The 16,398-nt window shown below is 64.1% G+C and carries 13 protein-coding genes and 1 pseudogene; 4 read left to right on the plus strand and 10 right to left on the minus strand.

Going from position 1 to position 16,398, the window contains the following annotated elements:
• Positions 1-7: 7 nt before the first annotated feature.
• Both ABM562_RS22525 and ABM562_RS22530 read right to left on the minus strand, forming a co-directional pair.
• Positions 8-3,100: a multidrug efflux RND transporter permease subunit gene (locus tag ABM562_RS22525; protein ID WP_460423373.1), complete on the minus strand. Its 3,093-nt coding sequence runs from the start codon at positions 3,098-3,100 to the stop codon at positions 8-10.
• Positions 3,097-4,263: an efflux RND transporter periplasmic adaptor subunit gene (locus ABM562_RS22530; protein WP_115085347.1), complete on the minus strand. Its 1,167-nt coding sequence runs from the start codon at positions 4,261-4,263 to the stop codon at positions 3,097-3,099. Before ABM562_RS22530 ends, ABM562_RS22525 begins: the two co-directional genes overlap by 4 nt.
• Positions 4,264-4,532: 269 nt before the next feature.
• Between ABM562_RS22530 and ABM562_RS22535 the strand changes: the two are divergent.
• Together ABM562_RS22535 and ABM562_RS22540 are read left to right on the plus strand one after the other, a co-directional pair.
• Positions 4,533-4,814, plus strand: a pseudogene (locus ABM562_RS22535) (PAS domain-containing protein); the annotation flags it as partial.
• Between the two features lie 258 nt (positions 4,815-5,072).
• On the plus strand, positions 5,073-6,116 hold the full coding sequence (locus tag ABM562_RS22540; protein ID WP_415842521.1) for a methyl-accepting chemotaxis protein: 1,044 nt from the start codon (positions 5,073-5,075) through the stop codon (positions 6,114-6,116).
• Positions 6,117-6,122: 6 nt separating this feature from the next.
• Here ABM562_RS22540 and ABM562_RS22545 read toward each other — a convergent pair whose 3' ends face one another.
• The 4 genes from ABM562_RS22545 to norR all read right to left on the minus strand — a co-directional run bounded on the left by ABM562_RS22545 (position 6,123) and on the right by norR (position 9,793).
• Positions 6,123-6,890: a YkgJ family cysteine cluster protein gene (locus ABM562_RS22545; protein ID WP_115085349.1), complete on the minus strand. Its 768-nt coding sequence runs from the start codon at positions 6,888-6,890 to the stop codon at positions 6,123-6,125.
• Positions 6,869-7,180 (minus strand): hypothetical protein, encoded by a 312-nt coding sequence (locus ABM562_RS22550; RefSeq protein ID WP_115085350.1) that lies wholly within the window; start codon positions 7,178-7,180, stop codon positions 6,869-6,871. The genes ABM562_RS22545 and ABM562_RS22550 overlap by 22 nt, the downstream gene beginning before the upstream one ends.
• Positions 7,181-7,259: 79 nt before the next feature.
• Positions 7,260-8,159: a chemotaxis protein gene (locus tag ABM562_RS22555; RefSeq protein WP_115085351.1), complete on the minus strand. Its 900-nt coding sequence runs from the start codon at positions 8,157-8,159 to the stop codon at positions 7,260-7,262.
• Between the two features lie 80 nt (positions 8,160-8,239).
• Positions 8,240-9,793 carry a nitric oxide reductase transcriptional regulator NorR gene (gene norR, locus ABM562_RS22560; protein ID WP_134061387.1) on the minus strand — a complete coding sequence of 518 codons (1,554 nt, stop codon included), beginning with the start codon at positions 9,791-9,793 and terminating at the stop codon, positions 8,240-8,242.
• A 153-nt stretch (positions 9,794-9,946) separates the two neighbouring features.
• Here norR and hmpA point away from each other — a divergent pair, with 153 nt between their 5' ends.
• Both hmpA and ABM562_RS22570 read left to right on the plus strand, forming a co-directional pair.
• Complete coding sequence (hmpA, locus tag ABM562_RS22565; RefSeq protein WP_134061388.1) at positions 9,947-11,128, plus strand: NO-inducible flavohemoprotein; 1,182 nt, start codon at positions 9,947-9,949, stop codon at positions 11,126-11,128.
• 171 nt (positions 11,129-11,299) lie between these two features.
• Positions 11,300-11,767, plus strand: coding sequence for a phosphate-starvation-inducible protein PsiE (locus ABM562_RS22570; RefSeq protein ID WP_093379589.1), 468 nt, complete (start codon positions 11,300-11,302; stop codon positions 11,765-11,767).
• A 180-nt stretch (positions 11,768-11,947) separates the two neighbouring features.
• On the opposite strand, the gene ABM562_RS22575 is transcribed toward ABM562_RS22570, so the two are convergent.
• From ABM562_RS22575 to ABM562_RS22590, 4 genes are all read right to left on the minus strand, one after another.
• Positions 11,948-12,352, minus strand: coding sequence for an HPF/RaiA family ribosome-associated protein (locus tag ABM562_RS22575; RefSeq protein ID WP_115085358.1), 405 nt, complete (start codon positions 12,350-12,352; stop codon positions 11,948-11,950).
• Positions 12,353-12,530: 178 nt separating this feature from the next.
• Positions 12,531-14,870 (minus strand): TonB-dependent Fe(3+) dicitrate receptor FecA, encoded by a 2,340-nt coding sequence (fecA, locus tag ABM562_RS22580; RefSeq protein ID WP_460423377.1) that lies wholly within the window; start codon positions 14,868-14,870, stop codon positions 12,531-12,533.
• 90 nt (positions 14,871-14,960) lie between these two features.
• On the minus strand, positions 14,961-15,893 hold the full coding sequence (locus ABM562_RS22585; RefSeq protein ID WP_460423379.1) for a FecR domain-containing protein: 933 nt from the start codon (positions 15,891-15,893) through the stop codon (positions 14,961-14,963).
• Complete coding sequence (locus tag ABM562_RS22590) at positions 15,890-16,384, minus strand: sigma-70 family RNA polymerase sigma factor (RefSeq protein ID WP_233674199.1); 495 nt, start codon at positions 16,382-16,384, stop codon at positions 15,890-15,892. Before ABM562_RS22590 ends, ABM562_RS22585 begins: the two co-directional genes overlap by 4 nt.
• Between the last annotated feature and the right edge of the window lie 14 nt (positions 16,385-16,398).

Here is a 16,398-nt window from a genome sequence, read left to right on the forward strand (position 1 = left end):
TCGGCTCTCAACGGGCATCGGTTTGCGCCAGGGTCACGGCCATCTGGCGCCGGTGGAACAGGCGCTCCAGGGCCAAGTATATGACCGGTGTGGTGAACAGTGTCAGGGCCTGGCTGACCAGCAGCCCGCCGACCACGGCAATGCCCAGCGGCTGGCGCAGTTCGGCGCCGGCGCCGATGCCGAACATCAGCGGCACGGCGCCGAGCAGGGCGGCGAGGGTGGTCATCATGATCGGCCGAAAACGCGTCAGGCAGGCCTTGTGGATCGCCTCTTCGGGGCTCAGGCCCTGATGGCGCTGGGCGTCGAGGGCGAAGTCGATCAGCAGGATGCCGTTCTTCTTGACGATGCCGATCAACAGCACGATGCCGATCAGGCCCATGATCGAGAAGTCCTGGCCCGACAGCCACAGCAGCGCCAGGGCGCCGAGCCCGGCCGAGGGCAGGGTGGAGATGATGGTCAGCGGATGGACGAAACTCTCGTAGAGCACGCCGAGGATGATGTACACCGCCACCAGCGCCGCGAGGATCAGCCACGGCTGGCTCGACAGCGAACTCTGGAAGGCCTGGGCCGCGCCCTGGAAGGTGCCGATGATCGAGTCGGGCATGCCCAGTTCGCGCTGGGTGCGCTCGAGGATCTGCACCGCATCGCCGAGGGCGACGCCGGGGGCCAGGTTGAACGACAGGTTGGCGGCCGGGAACAGGCCGTCATGGGCAATCGACAGCGGCCCGGTGCTCGGTGGCGCGACCTTGGCCAGCACCGACAGTGGCACCATCTCACCGCTCAGCGGTGAGCGCAGGTAGAAGTAGTTGAGGCTTTCGGCCTTGCCACGCTGGCGGGCGTCGAGTTCGAGGATCACCTTGTACTGGTTGGTCTCGGTCTGAAATTCGCTGATCTGCCGCTGGCCGAAGGCATCGTACAGCGCCTGGTCGACGTCGGTGGTGGTCAGGCCGAAACGCGCCGCGGCCTTGCGGTCGATGTCGATGTGGGTGACGCTGGCGCCCAGCTGCAGGTCGTTGGACAGGTCGCGAAAGGCCGGGTTGGCCTTCAGGCGTTCGGTCAGGCGCTGGGTCCAGAGGTTCAGCGCCGGGCCGTCGTTGCTCTTGAGCACGTACTGGTACTGGCTGCGGCTCGGCCCGGAGCTCAAGTTGATGTCCTGGCCGGCGCGCAGGTACAGGACCACGCCCGGCACCTTAGCCAGTTTCGGCCGCAGGCGGTCGATGAACTCGCTGGCCGACACGTCGCGATCACCGCGGTCCTTGAGGGCAATCCAGAAGCGGCCGTTGGCAATGGTCTGGTTGCTGCCGGTGACCCCGACGGCGTGGGAGAAGGCCCGTACTGCAGGGTCGGCTTCGACGATCCTGGCCAGCGCTTTGTGTTTCTCGAGCATGTCCGGGTAGGACACATCGGCCGCCGCCTCGCTGGTGCCGAGCACGAAGCCGGTGTCCTGCACCGGGAAAAAGCCCTTGGGAATGGCCACGTAACCGATCACCGCCAGCGCCAGGGTCAGGCCGAAGATCCCCAGCATCAGCCGCTGGTGGGCCAGGGCCTTGACCAGCCCGCGCTCGTACCAGCCGAGCAGGCGGCTGGGGGTGTCATGCGCGTTGTGCTGCGGGCGGCGCATGAACAGGGCGCAGAGGGTCGGCGCCAACGTCAGCGACACCACCACGGAAATCAGGATGGTCGAAGTGGCGGTGAGGGCGAACTCCTTGAACAGCCGACCGACCACCCCGCCCATGAACAGCAGCGGAATGAACGCGGCAATCAGCGAGAAGCTGATCGACACCACGGTAAAGCCGATCTCGCCCGAGCCCTTGATCGCCGCCTCGCGCATGCTGTCGCCGGCTTCCAGGTGGCGGTGGATGTTTTCCACCACCACGATTGCATCATCGACCACGAAGCCCACGGAGATGACGATGGCCACCAGGGTCAGGTTGTTCAGGCTGAAGCCGAACAGGTACATCAGGGCGAAGCTTGCGACCAGCGACACGCCGAGCACGCTGGAAACGATCAGGGTCGCCGACCATTGACGCAGGAACAGCGCCATCACCCCGATCACCAGCAGCACGGCGATCATCAGGGTGATCTCCACCTCGCGCAGCGACGCGCGGATGGTCTGGGTGCGGTCGTTGAGCACCGACACCTGCACCGCCGCCGGCAGCATCTGCTCAAGGCCGGGCAAGGCCTCCATGACCCGGTCGACGGTATCGACGATGTTCGCCCCGGGCTGGCGGAACACCACCAGATTCAGGCCCTGCTGCTCGCCGGACCAGGCTTTGACGTAAGCGTTTTCGGCACCGTTGATGACCTTGGCGACATCCTGCAGGTGCACCGGCGCGCCGTCGCGGTACGAGACGATCAACTGGGCGTATTCCTCGGGGTGGAACAACTGGTCGTTGGTGGCGATGGTCGACACGCTGTTCTGCCCGTACAGCGCGCCCTTGGCCAGGTTCAGGCTGGTTTGCTGGATGGCCTGGCGCAGGTCGGCCAGGGTCAGGCCCAATGCTGCGAGTTTCTCTGGTTGGGCCTGCACGCGAATCGCCGGGCGCAGTTGCCCGGTGATGTTGATCAGGCCGACCCCGTCGATCTGGCTCAACTGGCGGGCCAGCAGGGTTTCGGCGTAGTCGCTGAGTTCGTTGGCCGGCATCTGCGCCGAGCTGACGGTGAGGATCAACACCGGGCTGTCGGCCGGGTTGACCTTGCGCCAGGTCGGCGGGCTGGGCATGTCCTGGGGCAGGCGCGCGGTGGCGGTGTTGATCGCTGCCTGAACTTCCTGGGCGGCGGTGTCGATGCTCTTGTCGAGGGTGAATTGCAGGATCAGGTTGGTCGAGCCCAGGGCGCTGCTTGAGGTCATCTGGGTCATGCCGGGGATGGCGCTGAACTGCACTTCCAGCGGCGTTGCTACCGACGAAGCCATGGTTTCCGGGCTGGCGCCGGGCAGTTGCGCAGTGACCTGGATGGTCGGGAAATCGGCTTCCGGCAGTGGTGCCACCGGCAGGCGCGGAAAGGCAATGATCCCGAGCAGCAGCAGGGCGAAGGTCAGCAGCAGGGTGGCGACCGGGCGGTCGATGCACCAGGCGGAAATCGAGCCGCGCGGGTTCATGGCCGTTCCTTGCCGCTGGCCACGTCTTCCACCGGCGGCGCATCAGGCGCCACTTCAACGTGCGCGCCGGGCTTGAGCCGCGACTGGCCGTCGGACACCAACGGGTCGCCGACCTCGACCCCGGCAATGATGTTCAGCACGCTGTCCTGGTACAGCACCTTGACCGGTATGCTGTCGACCTTGTTGCCATTGAGGCGGTACACGTAATGGCCGTCGATGCCGCGTTGCACCACCTGCGGCGGTACTACCAGGGCTTTTTGATCCAGCGCGGTTTGCAGCTTCAGGGTCACCAGTTGCCCGGGCCACAGCCGCGCGTCGGGGTTGGCGAACTCGGCCTTGACCCGGATGGTGCCGGTGTTGGCCGCCACCTGATTGTCGATCAGGGTCAGCTTGCCTTCGCCCAGCAGCGTGCCGCCGCTGTCGCCGTCGCCTTCCAGATAGGCTTGCACCACGGCTGGGGTTTGCGCGGCGAGCAGGCCTTGCAGGGTCGGCAGCAACTGCTGAGGCAGCGAGAACTCGACGCCGATCGGGTCGATCTGGGTAACGCTGAACAGCCCCTGGGCATCGGCGACGCGCAGGAAGTTGCCTTCATCCACATTGCGAATACCTACCCGGCCGCTGACCGGGGAGCGAATCTGGGTATAGGAGAGTTGCACCTGGGCGGCGTCAATCGCCGCCTGGTTGCCCAGCGCCGTGGCCTTGAGCTGGTTGAACAGCGCCTGCTGCTGGTCGAGGGTCTGCTTTGAGACGCTGTTGTCGGTACTCAGCAGGCGGTAGCGCTTGAGGTCGACTTCGGCCACCTGCAACTGCGCCTGGCTCTGGCCCAGTTGCGCCTTGGCCTGTTCGAGGCTGGCGCGAATCGAGCGGTCGTCGATGGTTGCCAGCAGGTCGCCCTGCTTGACCGCCTGGCCTTCCTTGACCAGCACGCGGGTCAGCACCCCCTCGACCTGCGGGCGAATCACTACGCTGTGGAGCGATAGCACCGAACCGATGCCGCTGACAAAGCGCGGTACGTCCTGCTGCTTGACGCTGACGATGCGCACCGGGATAGCGGCGGCGGTGGTGGAGTTTTCCTTGCCAGGCCGGTTCACCAGCCACAGGGCGGTGCCTGCCAGGGCGATGAGCAGGGCGCAGATAACGAGGGAACGAGGCTTGATTCGCATGCTTGCAGGGCACCGCGGGCGCAGGGGTGAGTATTTAGCGTTATAGCTGCTCAATCAGGTCAGCAGAGTGACCGCTAACTGACAGCGCGGACAGGTTCGGCGTACACATCCCCCGTAGGAGCGGGCTTGACCCGCGATAAGGCCAGTCCTGCCTGGAATCAGCGGTAATGGCCAAGTGCCAATATCCTGCGCTGGATCAAGATTGCGCAATAAATTGCCACTAGAGTCGTACGCCCTGCCGATTCTCCCGACAATAACGAGTGCCTCCGATGAAGAGCAATTTGCCTGTGACCGGTCGCAATGTGGATTATCCCGGTGACGCCAATATCCTTTCCACCACTGACCTGACCAGCCAGATCACCTATGCCAATGACGACTTCGTCAAGGTCAGTGGCTTTACCCGCGAAGAGTTGATAGGCAGCGCCCACCATATCGTCCGCCACCCGGACATGCCGCCCCAGGCCTTCGCGCAGATGTGGCAGACGCTAAAGAGCGGCCGCTCGTGGATGGGCCTGGTGAAGAACCGTTGCAAGAACGGCGATCACTATTGGGTCAGCGCCTTCGTCACGCCGATTTCCAGTAACGGCCAGGCCGTGGAGTATCAGTCGGTGCGGACCAAGCCCAGTGCCGAGCAGGTCGAGGCCGCCGAGCGCTGCTACGCCCAGATGCGCAGTGGCCGAAGTCGCTGGTGGCAGCGTTTGCCGGTGGTTGGATTGGCCTGGCAACTGTGGGGCGGGGTGACCCTGGCGCTGGCGGCGGTGTTCGCATTCAGCCGGCTGCTATTGCCGGCCCTGCCATGGCAAGGTGCGCTGGAGCTGATCCTGGCCAGTGGCCTGGCGGCCTTGATGATCTTCATTGCCTTGCGCCCGCTCGAGCGCTTGCGCGTCCAGGCCCAGGCCATCGCCGACAACCCCCTGAGCCAGCAGTTGTACACCGGCCGGCGCGACGGTATCGGCCAGATCGACTTCGCCCTGCGCATGCTCAAGGGCCAGTTGGGCGCGGTGGTCGGGCGTATCGGCGACACCTCGCGGCGCCTGGCCGGGCATACCGGCACGCTTGCCCAGTCGCTGCAAAGCAGCCACAGCAACAGCCTGGAACAACAGAGCGAAGCCGATCAGGTGGCCACCGCGATCAATCAGATGGCCGCCAGCGTTGCCCAGGTTGCCAGCAGCGCCCAGCAGGCCTCCCAGGCCGCCGACCAGGCCGAGGGTGAAACCCAGGCCGGGCATCAGTTGGTTGACCTCAACCGCAGCGCCATCCAGAACCTGGCCAACTCGTTGAACTCGGCCACTGAAGTTATCCACAATCTGGAAAGCCACAGCAGCGAGATTACCGGGGTGCTGGAGGTGATTCGCGGCATTGCCGAGCAGACCAACCTGCTGGCCCTCAATGCCGCCATCGAAGCGGCCCGGGCCGGTGATCAGGGCCGCGGTTTTGCCGTGGTCGCCGACGAGGTACGCGGCCTGGCCCAGCGCACCGCGCAGTCGACCCACGAAATCCAGCGGATGATCAGCGCCTTGCAAAATGGCGCGCGTGAAGCAGTGCAGGTCATGCAGCAGAGCAGCGAACATGCCGGGCACAGTGTCGAGCAGGCCCAGCGCGCCGCCAGTGCCCTGGACGGCATCAGCCTGCGGGTCAACCAGATCAGTGAAATGAGCCTGCAGATTGCTGCGGCAGTGGAGCAGCAAAGCCAGGTCAGCGAGAGCATCAACCGCAACATCATCAGCATCCGCCAGGCCAGCGAAGCCACCGTGCAGGTCGGCCAGCAGAGCCATCTGAGCGCCACTGATGTGGCCGGGCTGGCGCAGGACCTGCGCCGGCTGGCGGATGAATTCTGGCGGCGCTGCCAGTAGGGCAGTTCAGAAACCGATGAAGCTGTAGTAGGTGCCCGGTTCGCTGCGCACCTGCGCACCGCAGGCCTCAAGTTCGGCACTCAAGGCCGGATCGACGACGTGCAACGTCCACGGCGCCACAGGCTGGTCCAGCTGTGGTTGCTGCAGGGCTTGCTCCAGCGCCGCGATGTCGGGCAGGTAAGCGGTAAAGCCATTGCCTTTCAGCGCGCTGACGTCGATGCCCAGCGCCTGGCAGATGGCGAGCTTGGCGCGGATATCGTCGCGGTCGGCCTGGCGCGAGCGCTCGATCAGTTCGGCCAGGCGCTTATCCACCAACTGATTGCCGTGAATCAGCGCCGGGCCGCTTTGCCAGGCTTCGCTCGGGCAGTCCTTGGCTTCGGGGCGCAGCGGGATGTGCGGATTGATTTCCATCGGGTAGATACGGCACACCAGCGGGCGGATCTCGTAGATGCCGCAACGGTTGTCGTCATCCAGGTTGCGGCAGCGGCCGGGATTGAAGGCGGCGAAGGTGATGGTCACCCAGGCCTGGCTGCTGCCGCAGGGCACCAGCCAGGAGCGGCGCATGGCGTGCTCGCGCTGTTCTGCCGGCAGGCCCAGGCCGTTGGCGAGAAAGGCTTCGACCAGGACCATGACCTGGCCGCCAGCGCCAGCCCACTGCCGGGCTTCGCCCAGGGTCAGGGGTACATGATGGCCGGTGCAGCATTTGCCACAGCCGGTGCAGTCGAAACGGATATCGGATGCAGGTGCGCTGTTCACGGTTGGCCAGGTGTCCATTCGGTGACGAAAGCAGCCTTGCGCTTTTTATCGAACAGGCACAGTTCGGTGCCCTTGCGGTTGTTCATGTGTTTTTGCGGGTAGCGGCCTTCGAGCAGCAGGGCGCTGTAACCGACGCGATCGTCGAATTCGGCAGCCTTGCCCAGGGCCTTGACCTCTTTGAGCTGGCTGGCGGCGATGCAGCTTTGCAGCACGCGTTGTTCATGATCGCTCCAGGCCTGGCTGCTGGATGCCTGGGCGCCGCTGCTGAACACAGCGCAGCCTAGCAGGGTGAAGAGGAGGGCTTTCATGGCGGGTACTCGCAAAGACGTACGCACAATTGTGCCTGAGCTTCAGGCACATTCAAGCGCAAGGCTTCCCGGGTATGTATCAGCGCTCTTCGAAGGCCACGGTGCGGGCGGCGACGATCAGGCAGTCGGTCAGGTCCGGCGAGGAGAACTTGGTCAACACCGCATTGGCCCCGGCGTCCTTGGCTTTATCGCTGTTCATGGCACTGTCCAGCGAGGTATGCAGCAGCACGTAGAGGTGCTGGAAATCCGGGGTTTCGCGCAGGGTGCGGGTGAAGGCGTAGCCGTCCATCTCCGACATCTCGATGTCCGACACCACCACGTTGATCTCGCGCTCGGTGCCTTGCAACTCCAGCAGGGTATTGATCGCATCCTTGGCACTGCGCGCGGTGTGGCATTCGATGCCGAGGCTGCGCAGGGTATGCACCGATTGCTGCAGCGCCACCTGGCTGTCGTCGACCACCAGGATGTTGGTGGCGGCCAGCACCGCGGCGTCTTCGGCACTGAGCTCGGAGGTGACCACCTCGTGGGGCGGCGGGGCGATGCCGTGGATGACCTTTTCGATATCCAGCACCTGCACCAGGGTGTTGTCGACCCGGGTCACGCCGGTGATGAACGACTTGCTGCCCGAGCCATAGGGTGGAGGCTTGATGTCGGTGCTCAGGCAGTGGACGATCTTGCTCACCGCCTGCACATGCAGGCCCTGCTTGGAGCGGCTGATGTCGGTGACGATCAGGCAGCCGCCGTCCGGGTCTTCCAGCGGCCGTTCACCGATGGCCCGGGACAGGTCGATGACCGACAGCGAGTTGCCCCGCAGGGTAGCCACGCCTTTGACGTGGGGGTGCGACTCCGGCAGCTTGGTCAGCGGCGGGCAGGGGATGATTTCACTGACCTTGAGCAGGTTGATCGCCATCAGCTTGCCGCTGCGCAGGGTGAACAGCAGCAGCGACAGCGAATCCGCGCGGGCATTTTGCGACGCCATAGGCACCTTCAGGGCAGAGTAATAGGGGGAGATGCCAGGTTATCGACCCGGCAGCCCGTGGCTTTAATCAGTCGGTGAAATCAGCGTAGACCCAAGCGCCGCGCCAGGCGACTGAGATTGGCCCGGTCCAGGCCCAGCTCGCGGGCGGTGCTGGCCCAGTTGTGCTGGTGACGCTCCAGGCAAGCCTGGATCAGCTGGCGCTGGTAGTCATCCAGGGCCTGGCGCAGGTCGCCGCCGGGCAGTGGCGCATCGCTCAACTGAGTTGTTTCGGTTTGTGTGGGGAGCGACTCGACCGGGCGCAGGTCCAGATCGGCGGCATCCAGGGTGAGGATTTTCGGTCGCTGCGCATGCTGCCCCAGGGCCTTGAGCGCTGAGCGGCCAATCAGGTGTTCGAGCTCGCGTACGTTACCCGGCCAGCTGTAGGCAATCAGCTCGGCCTGGGCTTCGGGGCTCAGGCGCAGGCTGCCCAGGCCCATGCGCGAACGGTTCTGCTCGAGAAAGTAGCCGCTGAGCAGCAGCACATCGCGCCCGCGCTCACGCAGCGGCGGCACCAGCAGCGGGTACACGCTCAGGCGATGGTAGAAGTCGGCGCGGTAGCGCCCGGCGCGCACTTCTTCGGCCAGGTCGCGATTGGTGGCGGCGATCAGGCGCACATCGACGCGGTGCTCCTGGTCCGAGCCCAGGCGCTGCAGCTGGCCACTCTGCAGCACGCGCAACAGCTTGGCCTGTACGGTCAGCGACAACTCGCCGACTTCATCGAGAAACAACGTGCCGCCATTGGCCAGCTCGAACTTGCCGCGGCGCTCGCCCACTGCACCGGTAAAGGCGCCGCGCACATGGCCGAACAGCTCGCTCTCGACCAGGGTGTCGGGCAGTGCGGCGCAGTTGAGGCTGATCATCGGCTGGTTGGCGCGGCTCGAGGCCTGGTGGATGGCCTGGGCTACCAACTCCTTGCCAACCCCGGTTTCGCCGGTAATCAACACCGTCAGGTCGCTGCTGCCGACCAGGCGGATTTCCTCCAGCAGGCGTTTGTGCGTCTTGCTCTGGCCGATCAGTTCCTTGTGTTGCTGACCGCTGGCCTGGCGATAGACCTCGGCACGCGCGTGTTCATCTTCGGCGCGCAAGGCCAGGTGCTCGATGCGCTCGGCGACGTTGACCGTGGCCGCCGCCAGGCTGGCAAAGGCTTGCAGGGCATCCAGCTCGACCTGCTGGAACTGCTCCGGGTCCAGCGCATCGAGGGTGATCAGGCCCCAGGGCTGTTCATCGACGAACAACGGGCAGCCCATGCAGTCGTGCACCTCCAGGTGCTGGTGCAGACCTTCGACCAGGCCGTCGTAGGGGTCGGGCAGCTCGCTGTCGCTGGCAAAGCGGGTCGGCTCGTTGCGGCTGAGGATCGCTGCAAAGCGTGGATGCTCATCGACCTTGAAGCGCCGCCCGAGGGTGTCGGTGCTCAAGCCGTCCACCGCCAGCGGCACCAGCCATTCGCCGTCCAGGCGCAGCAGCGCGGCGGCATCGCACGGCAGCAGGCTGCGCATGGCTTCGAGCAGGCGCCGGTAGCGTTCGCGCTCGGGCAGTTCGCGGGACAGGTCGCTGACCAGCGGCAGCAAGGCGGTGAGCAGGGATTTTGCGGTCATAAAGACTCCTGTGGGTCAAAATGACTATATCGCAAGTGTTGTCCTTATGACTCTTTAATTTTTAAGTCATTGATTTATAAGGATTAAAAAGTTGGCACGAAAGCTGTAATAACCAAGGCATTCATCAAGAAGCCACAGGCTCAGGAGTCATCCATGCTCAATGCCCAGGATCGTGCAATCGTCAAAGCCACCGTACCTCTGCTGGAAAGCGGCGGTGAAGCGCTGACCACCCATTTCTACAAACTGATGCTCAGCGAGTACCCCGAAGTGCGTCCGCTGTTCAACCAGGCGCACCAGGCCAGCGGCGACCAGCCACGGGCCCTGGCCAACGGCGTGCTGATGTACGCCCGGCACATCGACCAGCTCGAACAGCTGGGCGGCCTGGTCGGCCAGATCATCAACAAGCATGTGGCCTTGCAGATCCTTCCGGAACATTACCCGATCGTCGGTAGCTGCCTGCTGCGCGCCATCGAAGAAGTACTCGGCAAAGAGATTGCCACCCCCGAAGTGATCGCAGCCTGGGGCGCGGCCTATCAGCAACTGGCCGATATCCTCATCGGCGCTGAAGGCGATGTTTATGCGCAAAAAGCCGCGGCCCCTGGCGGCTGGCGCGGTGCGCGAGCATTCAAGCTGGTCGAGCGGGTCGAGGAGAGCAGCGAGATCGTCTCCTTCTACTTCGCCCCGGTTGATGGTGGTGCGATCCTGCAGGCCGAGCCCGGCCAGTACATCGGCCTGCAACTGTTCATCGACGGTCAGGAACAGCGCCGCAACTACTCGCTGTCGGCCCTGAGCAATGCCGGCCAGTACCGCATCAGCGTCAAGCGCGAAGCGGGCGGCAAGGTTTCCAACTACCTGCACGAGCAGTTGGCGGTAGGCGACACTATCAACCTGTTCCCGCCATCGGGCGAGTTCACCCTGAGTGCCAGCGCCAAGCCTCTGGTGCTGATCAGCGGCGGCGTCGGCATCACCCCGACCCTGCCGATGCTCGAAGCAGCGCTGGAAAGCGGTCGTTTGGTGCACTTCATCCACTGCGCGCGCAACGGCGCGGTGCATGCCTTCCGTGGTTGGGTCGATGAACTGGCGGCGCGCCACCCGCAGGTCAAGCGCTTCTACTGCTATGCCGAAGACGACGGTGTCAGCCAGCCGGCGGATGCAGTGGGTCTGCTCAGCGCCGATCAACTCGGCCAGTGGTTGCCGCAAGAGCGTGATGTGGACGCCTACTTCCTTGGCCCGAAAGCCTTTATGGCCAGCATCAAGCGCCACCTCAAGGGCCTGGGCGTGCCAGAGCAGCAAAGCCGCTACGAGTTCTTCGGCCCGGCGTCTGCGCTGGAGTAAACACGTTTCGGTAACCGCGAACTGAAAGGATAGGGGCACAGCCAGCGATGGCTGTGCCTTGCGGCAATCGGTCGCCTTCTCAAGCAGGGGGCCTGGCCTTTTTACTGCATGCAGACAAAGCGTCATGCGCTTGCCGCATCATCCTTCCAGCCGTATCAAGGAAACCGTATCGTGAGCATCAATTGGGCTGACAAACTGCGCAAGAGCCTGCATGGCTCGGCCGATTCGCTGGGCAACCTGTGCGTCGAAGCGTTCCACTACCTGGCCCTGTTCGGCATCGGTGGCATCACCGCCTACGCGGCCGTGGTCACCTTTATCGAGATGCTCGGCAAGGGCGTCAGCGTCGACGACATCCTGCTGCTGTTCATCTACCTCGAACTCGGCGCCATGGTGGGGATCTACTTCAAGACCAACCACATGCCGATCCGCTTCCTGCTGTATGTGGCGATCACCGCTCTGACCCGCCTGCTGATTGGCGACGTGTCGCACCACAAGGCGCCGGACGCCGGTTTGCTGTACGTGTGCGGCGGCATCCTGCTGCTGGCGTTCTCGATCCTGGTGGTGCGCTACGCCTCGTACCGCTACCCGTCGACCAAGGCTATCGATGCTAGTGGCAAGGAGATCGAGGAAGCGAAGTAACAGGCACTGGACCCTGTGGGAGCGGGCCTTGCCCCGCGATCGAGCGCGTAGCGGTCGCAGTCCAGGCAACGCCTGATCAGCTGACTGTACTGGCCTCATCGCGGGGCAAGCCCGCTCCTACTTCGGAAAAAAAAGCGAGCCCCCTGGGCTCGCCTTTTTACCGTCTGCGTTGCTGCTTGTTCAGTTGATGCGAGCTTGCTCGTTCTCCAGAAACTCTTCCTGCAACAGCCCGTCATTCTGGGCGCCGTCGATGCTTTGCTGGGCCACCGCGCGTTTGCTGCGCAGTTTGCCGTAGAAGTGCTCCAGGGCGTGGTTCAGTTTGATTGCGGCGCCTTCGACAGCCTGGTCGAGGGATGCGGATTTATGGCTTACGGAAATCGGTTGATGGCCTTTTGGGCGTGCCTCCATCTGGCAGCGTTTGTCGTGCGGACCAGGCTTGTCGCCGTTCTCGTCGCGCAGGTGGACCTCGATGCGGGTGAGGTCTTCGTCAAATCGTTCGAGCGTGCTTTCTACCGTGCTGCGGACCCACTCTTCCAGCCGGATGTTGCCTTGAATATGGTTGTCGCTATTGACTTGGATTTGCATAGTTCAATCCCTTATTCAGCTAGCTCGCAAGAGAATCGATGGGGCCTTTGCGGCCTGTGAGAACCATCGCCTCTTGACTACAAGGTCAGGCACTTGGCCGAACAATTCAAGCCCTTTTGAAATAAAAATATCTTGTAGCAAAAAGCCCGGCACAGGCCGGGCTTTTGCATGCGCTGGATCAGAACGCGACGGAGGTCTGCAGGTATACCGTACGGGGTTCACCCACGTACTTGCCCTTGTTGTTGTCGTCGAACGAGCGGGTGTAGTACTGGTGATTGAAGATGTTCTTCACCCCCACGGCGACGTTGAGGTTCGCCAGTTGCGGGCCGAAATCGTAGGCCGCGCGGCTGCTGAACAGCATGTAGCCGGGGATGCGTCCGGTGCTGCCGTCGGCGCTTTCGGCCGAGGTGTTGGCGTTGTCGGCGAACTGGTCGCTCTGGTAGGTGCTGTCGAGGTTGAGCTTCCATTGGCCTTCGCTGTAGCCGACGCCCAGGGTGCCTTTGTGGCGTGACGAGAAGGGCACACGATTACCCTTGTTAGACCCGTCTTCGCGGATTTTAGCGTCAACAAAGGCATAGGTGGCGTACACGTCAAAACCTGCCAGCGCCGGGTTGAGGCCTTCGAGGGCGTACTTGACGCTGGTCTCGATGCCCTGGTGGCGGGTTTCGCCGCGGGCGATCACCGAATCGTTGGTCTGGTTGCTTTCGTACTGGTTGTCGAAGTTGATCAGAAACGCGCCGATTTCGGCCTGCAGGTTGCCGTTGTCGTAGCGGGTACCCAGTTCCCAGGTGCGGGCTTTTTCCGGTTTTACTTCACCGCTGCTGACCCGGTTGGGCATCTGGCTGTACTGCACGCTGCCGAACGAGCCTTCGGTGTTGGCGTACAGGTTCCAGCTGTCAGTCAGGTGGTACATGACGTTGAGCGCCGGCAGGGCGGTGTTGTAGTCGCCCTGGTAGCGCTGGCCGTTGAGCTTGTTGGACTGGTCGGAGTCGATCATTTCGTAGCGGATACCCGGGGTGATGGTCCACTGGCCGATGTCGATGCGGTCATCGAGGAAAATCGCGTGGGCTTCGGTGCTGCCACGGGTGTCGCGGTCGTTGCGGCTGGCGGTGGTCGGCAGCTGGTTGGCGGCGATCGGTTCGCGGTAGCGCAGTTCATGGCCGGCTTCGTTGATGTAGCGGTAGCCGACGCCGACTTCGTGCCAGCTCTCACCGAGGGCAAAGCCCTGGGAGAAGCGCGTTTCGATGCCGCGTACCCAGTACTCGCGTGGCGACAGCGAGACGAAGCTGCCCTGGTCCAGGTAGCCGCTGCGCAGGGTCTTGGTGAAGAAGCTGTTGACGCTGAACTGGCGGGCGTCTTCCTTGTAGTCGTAGCCGAAGTTGAACATCGTCCGCCGCCCCCAGAATTTGTCTTGCAGGCGGGTCGACTGGTACGGGTCGGCATCGTAGTCGGCAACGTTCAGGCCGCCGGGCATCTGTGCTTCGCCTTCGTAGTACTGGGCCATGGCGTGCAGGCTGTTGGCCTCATCGAGCTGGTACTTGCCCTTGAGGATCAGGTCGTCGATCTGCGTGTCGCTGTGCTCGCGCCAGTCGCCGCCACGGCTGCCGGAGTAGAGCAGGGCGCCGCCCAGGCCGTTGGCGTTGGTGCCACCGGCGAGCAGGTTGGCGTTGGTCTTGAAACCGTCATGGCTGGATGACGGGCTGGTCTGGGTCTGGAAACCGGCCTTGACCGTCGGCTCGTCGGGGATCGCCCGGGTCACGAAGTTGACGATGCCGCCGACGTTCTGCGGGCCATAGCGTACCGCTCCGCCGCCGCGCACCACGTCCACCGCGTCCATGTTGCCCATGCTGATCGGGGCGAACGACAGCTGCGGCTGGCCGTAGGGGGCGAAAGGCACCGGGATGCCGTCCATCAGCACCGTCGAGCGCGAGGCCAGGCGCGGGTTGAGCCCGCGAATGCCGAAGTTCAGCGCCATGTCGTGGCTGCCGGTGCCGTTGTTCTCCGGGGCGTTGACGCCGGGGATGCGGTTGAGCACTTCGCGCGCAGTGGTGGCGCCGCTGCGTTCGAATTCTTCGCGGCGGATCACGTCGCGGGCACCGGCATGTTCGAAGACGTTGTCCTGCTGCGCCGCACCCAGCCAGTCACCGATCACGGTGGAGGCACCGAGCTCGACCGGCGCACTGGCGGCGGCAAGCGGTTGCAGGCTGAAGGCGTTGTCACCTTCGGCGCGGGCTTGCAGGCCGCTGCCTTGCAGCAGTGCATCCAGACCCTGCTGCGGGCTGTACTGGCCTTGCAGGCCGGGGCTCTGCACACCGCGGGTGACCTGCGAGCCGAACGAGATCAGCACACCGCTTTCGCGGCCGAACTGGTTCAGGGCGTTTTCCAGGCTGGTCGGCGCGATCTGGTAAGTGCGCGCAGGGGCTTGGGCGGCGTGTGCGCCAACAGCGGCAACGCTCAGGCTGGCGCCCAGCAGCAGGGCGCGCAGGGCCTGGGCAAGTGGACTCGGTCGAAGGGGCATGCAGGAGGTCCTTGAGAAGGTCAAAGCAAAGGGTTCTGCCTTCTCTGTCACGCGAGAATTGAAAACGGCTCAGGTCAGTTGAAAAAAGTTTCAGGCACGCGCTTCGACCGTCATCCAGTAGCGGGTAAAGCGCCTGACGCGCACCGGCAGCGCCACCTCGAGCATGTCCAGAATGCGCTCGCTGTCAGCCAGTGGATAACTGCCGGAAATCAGCAAATTGGCCACTTCTGGCGCGCAGTTGAGCTGCCCGCGACGGTAGCGGCCCAGCTCGTCGAGAAACGCGCCCAGGGGCATGTGCGCGGCCACCAGCATGCCGTCGACCCAGGCCCCGACGTTGCTGTCCAGCGCCTGGCTGGCCTGCCATTGCGGGCCGTTGAAACGCGCTTGCTGGCCGCTGGGCAAGAGATTGCCAGCCAGGCTGGCGCTGCCTTCAAACACCGTCAACTGGCTGTACTGGGCGAACTGACGCAGGTTGTAGCGACCGCTGCTCAGGTTCAGCAGGCCATGTTCGCCGAGCAATTGCAGTGGTCGCGTATCACGGGCCACAGTCAGTTGCAGTTCACCTTCAAGCAGGCGCACCAGGCGCTGGCGGGAATCAAAACGGACATCGGCGGCGCTGCGGGTGTTGAGCTGCAACTGGCTGCCGTCGTCCAGGGCCAGGCGGCGCCGCTCGCCGACCGGGCTGCGGTAATCGGCGAGTAGCGTCGGCAGTGGGTTGTGCTGCTGCAAAACCAGGCCACTGGCGCTGCCGACGCCGAGGATCAGCAGGGTTTTCAGCGCCCGTCGGCGGCTGGTCGAACGCGGCGCCTGCAAGGCGGCGTGGGCCAGCGGCGACGACAAACCACGCAAGCGCTGGTTGACCCGCTGAATGTGTTCCCAGGCGCGCTGGTGATTGTCGTCGGCCTGCAACCACTGCTGCATGGCCTGCTGCTGACGCGCATCGAAAGCACCGCCCTGCATCTCGATCAGCCAGTGCACGGCCTGTTCGGCCACCTGCGGGGAAAATTCCTGATGGCCGTTCACAGGGCAAAGTAACAGCGCATGGCCGCCTTGTTCAGGTAGCGCTTGACCGTGGCCAGGGAGATGCCCAGTTGCACACCGATCGCGCTGTAGCTCAGGCCATCGACCTGAGCCATCAGGAAGGCGCGCTTGACCGGCAAGGGCAGGCCGTCGAGCAGGCGGTCGAGCTCAAGCAGGGTCTCGAAAATAATTGCCCGGTGTTCTTCCGATGGCGCCAGTTCTTCCGGCAGCTGCGCCAGTGCCTGGAGGTAGGCGCGTTCCAGGTCCTGGCGGCGGTAGTGGTTGCACAGCACACGTTTGGCCACGGTGGTGAGGAACGCCCGCGGCTCGTTGAGCAGCGGCGTTTGGCGGGCCTGGAGCAGGCGCATGAAGGTGTCCTGGGCCAGGTCCGCGGCGCTGTCGGGGCAGCCGAGACGCCGGCGCAACCAGCCGGTCAGCCAGTTGTGATGGTCGAGGTAGAGGCCTTCGAGCGAGGAAGAGGGAGCGCTGGGCACCGTGAACACTCCGG

This window comes from Pseudomonas sp. ZL2 (assembly GCF_054788455.1).

Excerpts from the sequence above, each read along its gene's own strand:
- ABM562_RS22550 (WP_115085350.1), bottom strand. The coding sequence starts at position 7,180 with ATGAAAGCCCTCCTCTTCACCCTGCTAGGCTGCGCTGTGTTCAGCAGC.
- ABM562_RS22555 (WP_115085351.1), bottom strand. The coding sequence starts at position 8,159 with ATGGCGTCGCAAAATGCCCGCGCGGATTCGCTGTCGCTGCTGCTGTTC.
- ABM562_RS22530 (WP_115085347.1), bottom strand. The coding sequence starts at position 4,263 with ATGCGAATCAAGCCTCGTTCCCTCGTTATCTGCGCCCTGCTCATCGCC.
- ABM562_RS22575 (WP_115085358.1), bottom strand. The coding sequence starts at position 12,352 with ATGCAAATCCAAGTCAATAGCGACAACCATATTCAAGGCAACATCCGG.
- ABM562_RS22545 (WP_115085349.1), bottom strand. The coding sequence starts at position 6,890 with ATGGACACCTGGCCAACCGTGAACAGCGCACCTGCATCCGATATCCGT.
- hmpA (WP_134061388.1), top strand. The coding sequence starts at position 9,947 with ATGCTCAATGCCCAGGATCGTGCAATCGTCAAAGCCACCGTACCTCTG.
- ABM562_RS22525 (WP_460423373.1), bottom strand. The coding sequence starts at position 3,100 with ATGAACCCGCGCGGCTCGATTTCCGCCTGGTGCATCGACCGCCCGGTC.
- norR (WP_134061387.1), bottom strand. The coding sequence starts at position 9,793 with ATGACCGCAAAATCCCTGCTCACCGCCTTGCTGCCGCTGGTCAGCGAC.
- fecA (WP_460423377.1), bottom strand. The coding sequence starts at position 14,870 with ATGCCCCTTCGACCGAGTCCACTTGCCCAGGCCCTGCGCGCCCTGCTG.